8 protein-coding genes are annotated in these 8,716 nt (G+C 67.5%); 1 reads left to right on the top strand and 7 read right to left on the bottom strand.

From position 1 onward, the window contains the following. Positions 1-380 precede the first annotated feature (380 nt). Genes BGP00_RS15830 through BGP00_RS15820 form a run of 3 tightly spaced genes read right to left on the bottom strand, consistent with a single transcriptional unit; the run spans position 381 to position 1,704 of the window. Positions 381-1,115, bottom strand: coding sequence for an alkylmercury lyase family protein (locus BGP00_RS15830; protein WP_008068558.1), 735 nt, complete (start codon positions 1,113-1,115; stop codon positions 381-383). 9 nt (positions 1,116-1,124) lie between these two features. After that, positions 1,125-1,352: a GDCCVxC domain-containing (seleno)protein gene (locus BGP00_RS15825; RefSeq protein ID WP_081458651.1), complete on the bottom strand. Its 228-nt coding sequence runs from the start codon at positions 1,350-1,352 to the stop codon at positions 1,125-1,127. Next, the gene (locus BGP00_RS15820) at positions 1,345-1,704 is read right to left on the bottom strand and encodes a mercuric transporter MerT family protein (RefSeq protein ID WP_008068557.1); all 360 of its coding nucleotides are present in this window, start codon (positions 1,702-1,704) and stop codon (positions 1,345-1,347) included. The genes BGP00_RS15825 and BGP00_RS15820 overlap by 8 nt, the downstream gene beginning before the upstream one ends. A gap of 74 nt (positions 1,705-1,778) precedes the next feature. Between BGP00_RS15820 and BGP00_RS15815 the strand changes: the two genes are divergently transcribed. Next, on the top strand, positions 1,779-2,195 hold the full coding sequence (locus BGP00_RS15815; protein ID WP_008068555.1) for a helix-turn-helix domain-containing protein: 417 nt from the start codon (positions 1,779-1,781) through the stop codon (positions 2,193-2,195). Here BGP00_RS15815 and BGP00_RS15810 read toward each other — a convergent pair whose 3' ends face one another. The 4 genes from BGP00_RS15810 to BGP00_RS15795 form a co-directional block, all read right to left on the bottom strand. Continuing rightward, positions 2,196-3,059, bottom strand: a complete 864-nt coding sequence (locus BGP00_RS15810) for a zincin-like metallopeptidase domain-containing protein (RefSeq protein WP_018076189.1) — start codon at positions 3,057-3,059, stop codon at positions 2,196-2,198. A gap of 170 nt (positions 3,060-3,229) precedes the next feature. Next, the gene (locus BGP00_RS15805; RefSeq protein ID WP_008068559.1) at positions 3,230-5,392 is read right to left on the bottom strand and encodes a hypothetical protein; all 2,163 of its coding nucleotides are present in this window, start codon (positions 5,390-5,392) and stop codon (positions 3,230-3,232) included. Next, on the bottom strand, positions 5,389-7,176 hold the full coding sequence (locus BGP00_RS15800; protein ID WP_008068560.1) for a hypothetical protein: 1,788 nt from the start codon (positions 7,174-7,176) through the stop codon (positions 5,389-5,391). The genes BGP00_RS15805 and BGP00_RS15800 overlap by 4 nt, the downstream gene beginning before the upstream one ends. Beyond that, on the bottom strand, positions 7,173-8,522 hold the full coding sequence (locus BGP00_RS15795; RefSeq protein WP_170172298.1) for a site-specific integrase: 1,350 nt from the start codon (positions 8,520-8,522) through the stop codon (positions 7,173-7,175). Before BGP00_RS15795 ends, BGP00_RS15800 begins: the two co-directional genes overlap by 4 nt. Positions 8,523-8,716 lie beyond the last annotated feature (194 nt).

Here is an 8,716-nt window from a genome sequence, read left to right as displayed (position 1 = left end):
TATCCTGACAGTCCAGCGAAAAACGGCGGTTGGGGGATCAAAATCATCGGTAGCCTCCAGCCCCACCCAAAACCCCAAGGCTCCCCCGAGGCGGGGGTGGGCGGCGAGAACGACCGGAGAGGCCCGCTGAAGCGGCGGGCCGCACCCGGAGGGGCGAAATGCAATGGAGCAGCGCGGCGCAGCCGGGCTTGCGGCGCGTCGTGGCGGGCCTAGTAGGGAGCGCCGACCAGACCCGCATCGAGGGAGGCCCCACAACAGCGTCGCCGCGTCAGCGGCGTCCGCTGTGCGCGGGCGTCAGCCCGCGCCTGTCGCAAGGGCGCAAATGATGGTTTGTCGGCTAATCTGGGGCGATCAGTCGCGGTGTCGCGCGCCAATGCCGCTCAGTCGTTGGCCAGTCTCAAAGCACTTCGCATCGCTTCGAAGAGCGCGCGGCCTACCTCGAGCGCCTCCGAGAGGTTGAGGGGCACGCCTTCGTCATCCTGGCGGGATTTGTCCGCACGCCAACGTTCCATGTGTTCGGAAGTACAGAAGAAGCCTTGCTGGGTGCAGAGCGAGGTGGCTGCGCAGTCGTCGGCATAAAGCTGACCCGACCATATGACGATGCCGGCGGGTTTAGCGAAGTCGAGGGTCTGGCCATTGTCGCGCGTACAAATAGAAAGTGTCTGTCCGCACGAGCGGCAGACCGAACGAATGACGCTAGCCTGGCCGAGCATTGCGCCGATCCCGAGCGCATCGATGGCGCACATGGCGCTCACCGTGATGCCGGCGACGGTCACGTGATGCTCGCTCGGACGTTCGGTGAATGGATATGCGCCGACTATACGACCGGCATCATCGAGTACGACCAGATCGCGCCCGGCAAGACGCCGTAGCGCAGCGGTGACCTCGTCGAATGAAGGGCCGACCGCACCAGCAATCTGTGCCCCTGCCGGCGCGCGGCCCGTGGCTGCATAGCCCTGCAGCACGTAGCGATGGACGCGGTTCTCGGCTTCATCCATCCCGCGCCATCTGGTGCCGATGAACGATCCGCACAGCCCACGCAGGGCCGCTTGCGCCATAGGCGTCGTGACCACGGTCCAGTCCGCAACGATATCAACGCCGGAGCGGACGCTCATACGCCGTGCTTAGCCGCAGCACGCGCCGTCCTTGCCGTCGACCTGGATCGGCGGACACGGCACGGTTCCATAAGAGCAGAAGACGCAACAGTCGCCGGACCTGGGCCTGAGCACCGTCCCGCACCCGATACAATCATAGAAGAACTGGCAGGCATTGGTTGGCATGGTCTCGGTCGCCTGATGGCCGCAATGCGGGCAAGTCAGCGTGGAGCGCAGCTCGATGACGGGATCAGACATAGCGATAGCCGAGATAGAGCAGAACGAGGCCGATGAGCAGCCCGACGAGCGTGACGATCCGCACCGCCGGGGGTGTGCAGACGCCGTCCGGTCCGCAGCGGGAGGCGGTGATCTGCTGGCGCGCCAGCGACACCGCCCCGGCGGCGAGGCACAATGCGCCGATGAGGAGTAGCGGCGTGCGATAGGGCGCTGCCGCAAGACCGATGCCGCCAAGCCATGCGCTGCCGATACCGATCGACGCCAGCAGGAATGGGAGAGCGCAGCATGAAGCGACACCGAATGCCGCGGCGATGCCTCCCAGCGTCAGCGACGCGGCGCCAACCCCCTTCGATGGGCGCGATTGCTGCGTCACGGGCGAATCCTTGTTCTGGTCATGCGCTCGTCCTAGCGTCTGTAGTTGCTACAGACTCAAGAGGTATTTTTACGATGGCTGGAACCGGCGCGATCCAGATCGGTGAGCTCTCCCGCCGCACCGGCTGCAATATCGAGACGATCCGCTATTACGAGCGGATCGGGCTGCTGCCGATCCCGCCGCGGCGTGGCCGCTATCGCAATTACGGCGCTGAGGATGTGGCGCGTCTCGGCTTCGTGCGCCGCGCCCGGGAACTGGGGTTCACGCTCGACGAGGTGCGCGCGCTGTTGGGGCTGGCGGCGGGTGGACAGGCCTCCTGTGCCGACGTGCGTGAACTGGCGGCCTCGCACCTTGAGGACGTGCGCACGCGGATCGCCGACCTCAGACGAATGGAACGGGTTCTGGCTGCGTCGGTGCGCGCCTGCGATGCGGGCCAGGATCCGGGCTGTCCGCTGTTGCAGGCGCTCCACGCAGAGATATCAGATGCCTGATCATGGCTGCTGGGCGTGCATCCAGTCGGCCGCTGCCTGCGCCTTGCTCGCCGCGGTGAAGATCGCCCGGGGCTCGTCCTTGAGCAGTTGCAGCCAGGAGGCGATATAGGCCGCGTGATCGGGTCGCGGTTCGTGCGCGATCCCGAGATCGGCGAGCAGGAACGATGCGGTCAGTTCGGCGGTCGCTTCCTCCATGGCAAGCGCGTGCCTGGTCCACTTGGCGCTGAAATCCCGGTCGAGCCGGTGGGCTGCGCCACTGGCATGAGCCGCCTCGTGAATATGGGTGGCGTAGAAGCCGTGGGCATCGTGGAAGGCTCTGAAATCCGGCATGTGAATGCGGTCTTCGGCGATATGATAATAGGCGCTGGCCGAGCCGTAGACAGTCTCGATGCCGAGCGCGGCGATAAAGGCTTCGGCGGCGGCGAGGCGTTCGCTCTCGGGCAGGTCCGGCCCCGGTTCGGGCGCGTAGCCATCGACCTGATCGGCGTTGAACAGGCTGAACGCCTTGGCGAAAAGCCGGCGGTGGTCGTCATCGTCGCCGGCGTCGTCATCCTTCGCGCGAAACTCCTTCCAGAGGATGCCGAGGCTGGAGTGCTCACCCTTGCGGACCTGCGCGCCGAGCGCCTGCCACTGGCGATAGGTGCCCCAGACCCCGCTCGTATAGCCGCTGCCATAGGCGGCCGCCCAGAGCGAGACCGTATTTATGCCGCGATAGGGCCTGCCGCTGGCGACGTTGGTCGGGCGGGTGACGTCGGCGCCGGAATGATGCCATGGCATGCGCCAGGTGGCGGTGCCGGCTTCGATGGCGTCGACGATCGCTTGCGTGACGCGAGCATAGACGTCTGAGCGTTGTGAGGCTGACATGATCTGTTCTTTCGTTCTCGCGCCGGGGACCATCCCCGACGGCGGAGGCCCGTTCGCGCCGGGCACAGGGGGGCTCGCGCACCCGTCAGGGCCGCAGCGAAGCGAAGGACGGCAGAGCCGTTGCGCGGGCGCGCCGACCGGCGCAGGACTCCGCCAACAGCCGGGGTGGTCTACGGCGCGGGAGGATCGATCCCGGCAATCACCGCGGTCAGGCGATCAAGCTCGCGCTGGAGAGCCTGACGCTGAAGATCGGAGATGCGCCGTTCGCGTAAATGCGCCCTGGCATCGGCCGCCGCGCGTTCCCAGGCCGGCCTATGGCGAGCGGTGATGCAGGCGTTGGGACAGCGGGTCGGCTCGCACAGGGCGGTGAGCGGCTGTGCCGGATCGGGGGTCGTCACGCGCTTGAGGCAGAGCGCGGTCGCGGGATCGAAGAAGCAATCCGCGAGCGGGCCGACATGGAAGGTGCGCGCGACGCTGGCGAGCATGACGCGCAGGCGGGCGCGATCGGCGATCATGGCGGGCAATGGCCCGAGCTTGACGGCGGCATCGTCGAGCGTCCGTGCGATACGCGGTCCCGCCGGACCGCCGAGCGATGCGCCGCCCTGACGCCGGTCGAAATAGTCCAGCAGGTCGTCAATCTGACCGAGCCGGCGCTGCGCCTCGACCTCAGCGCGAAACCCCGATGCGCTGGTCCCGGCATAGCCTTCGAACGCGGCGACCGAGGCGTGCTTGTACTGGATCATGCCGGCGATGGTGCCGAACGGACGGTTGGCGATGTGCCACGCGATGGTGCGCCGGAACTGCCTCGTCGTGATGCGCCATGGGTTGCCATCGGGACCGGGCGGGATGACCGGCTCATCGGGGCTGCCGAAGGCGGTGTTGAGGTGATCGCGGAAGGTGTTGAGCTGGCGCACCACCTCACTCGACAGATGCGTCTTGCTGACAGCGCGGGGACGAAGCACCGGCCAGAGCGTATCGCTGCCGCTGGCGCGTGCCGCGCCTGCCGACAGACGTTCGAGCACCGCGATCGCGTCTGCGACCGGTTCGATCGTCACCCAGCTCGCCGCCTCGCCCGCGGCGGCGCGGCGCTTGTAGATGGTCGATCGGATGCGATGCCGTTCGATCAGGCCGTCCTCGCTGCGCGCGATCGAGAGACACCCGCGCCGCATCGCCTGCACCTCGCAGTCGCGCATGCCGGTCAGGTAGGCGCACACGATATAGGCGGCGGCCTGGAGCATCCGTTCCTCGTGTGCGAGAGTCTTCGCGTCGAAGCGCTCGCGCCATGGCCGACCGCTCTCGGGATCGATGGTGATCGGCGTGTCCATGCCGCCGACCTCGACCCCCAGCTCGGCCGCCACTGCGTCGATCAACCTCGCTTCACCGCCAGTCAGCATGAAATGCGCGCCAGGCTCGGCCTGCACGTCTATCCCGGCATGGAGATGCAGGAGATGGGCGTTGATCGGTGGGGTCACGGCGCCGGTGCCCGGATCGATGCGCAGCTTGCCGTTATGAGCGGTGCCCCAGATCGGTACGCCGCGCCCCTCGCGGCGGCGGCGATCGAAATAGGCGTTCAGGCGGGCGCGGCGACGCTGCCGGCGATCCGCGTCCGGAAGGCCCGCGTCGTCGGCGGCAAGGCGATCCCGGCGCGCTTCGAGCCGATCAAGCTCGTGGCGGGCGGCGAGAATATCGTCAGCGAACATGGTGACGTAGCGCAACGACCAGGCGAGCAGCGCGGCGATAACCACTTCCGGGAAGCGCGGCGTGCAGTTCTCCCGGACATGGCGGTAGCCCGCAACGCGGGCGGGCGCCTGTCCGGCCCAGGGCTCGAATGCAAGGCCTCCGCCAGCGAGGTGGTCACGATAGTAATAGAGATCGGAGACCACTTCGAGGAGGTGACCGACGATGACGGGTCGTCGGGCAGGATCGTCGCGGAGATGACGGACATAGGCATCGACCAACGGCGGATCGATACGGGAAACGTCGAGCCGTCCGAGCCGCTCACGGGCGAAGGCGAAGAACCGGCGAGCACGGTTGAATACCTGGCGTATGCAGGCGGGTGGTAACTTCGTTCGATAGCCGGGAAGATCGACGTTGAGGCGCGCGTAGAGATAGGCACGCATCGCTGCCTGGACATCGGCATGTTCGAGCACGTCGAAATGCACGGTAACGTGGCAGCGCCGGGCGTTCTCGCGGAAGACGGCGGGACCGAGATCCCAACTCGGGTCGCCGACGCGCGATAGCTCCTCACGGATATGGCCTTCCTTGAGCGGCGCACTCGCCAGCACGGGGCGATCGTCGAAGGCGGGCGCCTGGGCATGGGCGGGCATGGTCATGTGCGGACCTCTGGCGGCAGATAAAGCCGCTCGCTCTCCATCTGCCGGCGCGCATCGGCGATGACGGCATCGGAGAAGGCCGGCAGGACCTGGGCGGTGATGCGGGCATGGACGCGGCCGAAATTGGCCGCCCAGTCGGTCGCGGGCAGGCTCAGCCTCTGCTCTTCGACGAATGCGAGGAAAGCGAGGATCGCGGGGAGCTTGCGCGCGGTGATGACGGCGTTGGGACAATCGAGACAGCCCCAGAAGGGCTGCGCGCAGGGTGATCCGGCCTCGGCGAAGGGGCTGCTATGGAAGCCCGCGCAGGCGGCGAGCCAGACATCCAGTTCGCCGTCGAGCAACGGCCCCACGTTAGCCAGCGGGATCAGCGGCGCAGCTTGATCGGGCGCTTCGCGCAACGTCTGTTCGGCGGTGGGCGGAAGCACGGTCGGCATCGCGGCAGCGACCGCCGCGCGGAAGGCGTCGGCGATGGCCGTCTCGTGCAGGGGCCGGAGCGACGGCAGATCGGCATAGTGGCGCGCCGCCACCTCGCGCGAGTGGCCGACCGCGAAGCGGGTCATGTGCCCCTCGGTCTTGGTGTACCATAGCGCCTTGTGGGTCTTGCGTAGCCGGGAGAGCAGCAGGTGGAGCGGCTTGCCGTCATCATCGCTGATGCCATGGCGCAGAGCCCAGGCTGCAAGTTGGTGCTTGAGATCGAAAATGCCACCGCGAAGGCCGCCGACGTTGTGATAGGCCCAGAGGCAATCGTCAGGCAGGTGCTCGCGGGCGGCGGCGGTGACGTCGATCAGGCGACGGATCAGGCCGCCCGGTGTGCCGCCACCGCCATCGCGCACCCGCATGCTCTTGTGCTCGGCGCCGCGGGCGCGGCGCTTCAGATAGCGCAGCTCCACCGTGCCGGCATGGGGGTTGGTGAGACAATCTGTGGTCAGCGCCTTCAGGCACTCGGGCTCGAGGCCGGTATCGAGCGTGAGCAGCACGAGCAGCGCCGGCAGATCGCGCGCAAGCAGGTGATGGCGGCCATGCAGATCGTCGATGAGCGTGCTGATCGGCAATCCGCGCCGCATGCGCATGGAATAGAGGCTCTTCAGCGCCGGATGGTCTGCAACGATAAAGCCCTGCCGCGCGATGATGGCTTCGACGTCGGCCCGCGCTCTGGCGATGACCGGGTCGCCCTCATCGATGCGGTCGTCGGCACCGAGACGGCGGAACATCGCTTCGACGTCGGTCCTCGCGGCGTCGCGCAACACGCGGGCGACGAAGGGGCTATAAGCATCGCGCGGGGTCGAGCGGCCCGCCGACGTGGCCAGTGTGTAGCGCAGCCGCTCATGCAGGTCAGGCGCAATCCGATCGGGCCAGTCTGCCTCGATCGCGCGCAATGTGTTGACGATCTTGCCGACCGTTATGTGCCGGTGGATCGCGCCCATCCCGCGGCGGTCGAGCGCGGAGGCGAACCCATCGATATGGGCTGCGCGCAGGTCGCCGACGCCAGCCACGTTCAGCGCTTCGTCGCCACGCCAGGCGAAGAACAGGCGGTAGGCATTTAAATACTGCTTGATGACGCTCGCCGCACCGATCGGTCCTCCGAGTGCGGCCGACCGACGCAGCGCGCCGGCGAAGGCGATGGCGAGCGGACGAGGATCGAGTGCGGCCATATCGATCAGGACCGTCCCGCCATGCCGCGCCTCGATGGTGAACTTGAGGCCGAGCACGGGATCAGGCTGCACGGGCTCGGGCGTGATCGGCGAGAAGACGACGGGCCGACCCTTGCGGGCACGCCCGCTCATGCGCCCTGCGGTCCCGGCAGCAGCGCGAGCAGCTCCTCGACCGCCGCATCCACCGTATCGGCGCGGGTCGCAATATGGTCGAGGTAGATATAGGTGGTGGTGAGGCTCGCGTGGCCGAGCAGGCGTTGCACCTGTTGCAGCGGGTCGCCCAGGATCAAACGATAGCTCTCCACCGGCCCCGCCGGCAATGCCGCTTCGCGCAGCCGCTGCTGGATCAGCAAGGCGAGCATATGGACCGCGAATGTGTGGCGAAGCTGGTGCGGGCTGATCGACAGCGGGAAGCCGTTCTCCGCGCACCTCTTGCAGGCGCGGGTGAAGATCACCTCCCACGAGTTGGGGCGGACAGGCTGCCCGACCTCGGTCAGCCATAGCGCCGCCGGCTCGCGGGGCGATCCATCCTCGTCGCACAGGATCAGGCGGCATCGTTCCTCCGGGGTGCAGACATCGCGCATGCGGTCGAGACCGGCGCGGGTGACAGGGATCGGTCGCTCGAAGCGGGCCGCGCCATCGCGTGCGGCGAACTTGGCCACGCCCGCTGCGCGCTCGACGGCAACATAGGCGGCGATCTGACGAAGCAGCCGGCGTGGGACCAGAACGCTGCGTCCCCGGTCGCCCTTGGTGAGCGGCGGCGGGAGAGGCAGCCAAAGTTGCCCAGCATCGCCGTCCGCGCGGTCGATCGCCGCGAGCTCGGTGGTGAGCAAGCCCGACGCCTCTTCGAGGCGCAGGCCAGTGGTGACGAGAAGATCGGCGAACAGCGCGTTGCGTAGCCCATTACGGTCGCGAGCGCCGGGGCGCTCCGTGCCGTCAGGGGTGAGCCCGCGCAGGCCGACCTCGCCGAAAATGCGGTAGTCGTCCATCGTGACGAACCGGACATCCGATCGCCTGGCGACACGTTCATAGGCGTCGTTGCGCGCCGCGATCATGCCGCGACGGCCACCATGCGCCGGTCGCCACACGGCGCGGCGGCTGAACGGCGCGTCGGTGATCAGCCCTTGCTGTTCACCCCAACGGTAAAGGCGATCGAGACTGGCGACGGCGCGGTTCCAGCTTGCGGCCGTTATCCGGTGATCGGCCTCGTCGCGGCGTCGCTCACGATGATAGGCATCGACGTCGTCGCGGGTCGCAGCCCACACGGTCTTGCCGCAGGCATCGAGAAAGCGAAGCCAGACAACGACATCATAGGCATAGGCGCGAAGCGAGTGCCGCGAGCGGACGTCCGACAGCGGCAGGTCGAGAAAGAAGCGATCCAGATCGGGATCATAAAGCGCGTCGCCGCGCTGGATCAGCGGCACATGCGCATCGAGGCCCTTGGCCTCGCGGCGCTCGTAAACAGAAATGATCGACACCGGCGCGAAGCCCTCCCCCCGGACCCCCCACCCGGAAGCTGACCTTCACACCGATGCGCGCTATGGCCCGGCAGCAATCAGGCTGGCCTCCGCCAGCTCTTGGGTCAGCGCTACGGCCAGCCTGATTACTGCCTACCGTGGGCGTCCATCGCCGACCTTACTGCAATGTTGCGGGCGGCGCAGACTGTCCAGAT

It is taken from the genome of Novosphingobium sp. 63-713 (genome assembly GCF_001898925.1).
GTDB lineage: Bacteria > Pseudomonadota > Alphaproteobacteria > Sphingomonadales > Sphingomonadaceae > Novosphingobium.
This window is presented reverse-complemented; position numbering and strand designations above follow the sequence as displayed.

Coding starts and splice junctions, on each gene's coding strand:
- BGP00_RS15830 (WP_008068558.1), bottom strand. CDS start 1,115: ATGAGCGTCCGCTCCGGCGTTGATATCGTTGCGGACTGGACCGTGGTC.
- BGP00_RS15825 (WP_081458651.1), bottom strand. CDS start 1,352: ATGTCTGATCCCGTCATCGAGCTGCGCTCCACGCTGACTTGCCCGCAT.
- BGP00_RS15815 (WP_008068555.1), top strand. CDS start 1,779: ATGGCTGGAACCGGCGCGATCCAGATCGGTGAGCTCTCCCGCCGCACC.
- BGP00_RS15810 (WP_018076189.1), bottom strand. CDS start 3,059: ATGTCAGCCTCACAACGCTCAGACGTCTATGCTCGCGTCACGCAAGCG.
- BGP00_RS15805 (WP_008068559.1), bottom strand. CDS start 5,392: ATGACCATGCCCGCCCATGCCCAGGCGCCCGCCTTCGACGATCGCCCC.
- BGP00_RS15800 (WP_008068560.1), bottom strand. CDS start 7,176: ATGAGCGGGCGTGCCCGCAAGGGTCGGCCCGTCGTCTTCTCGCCGATC.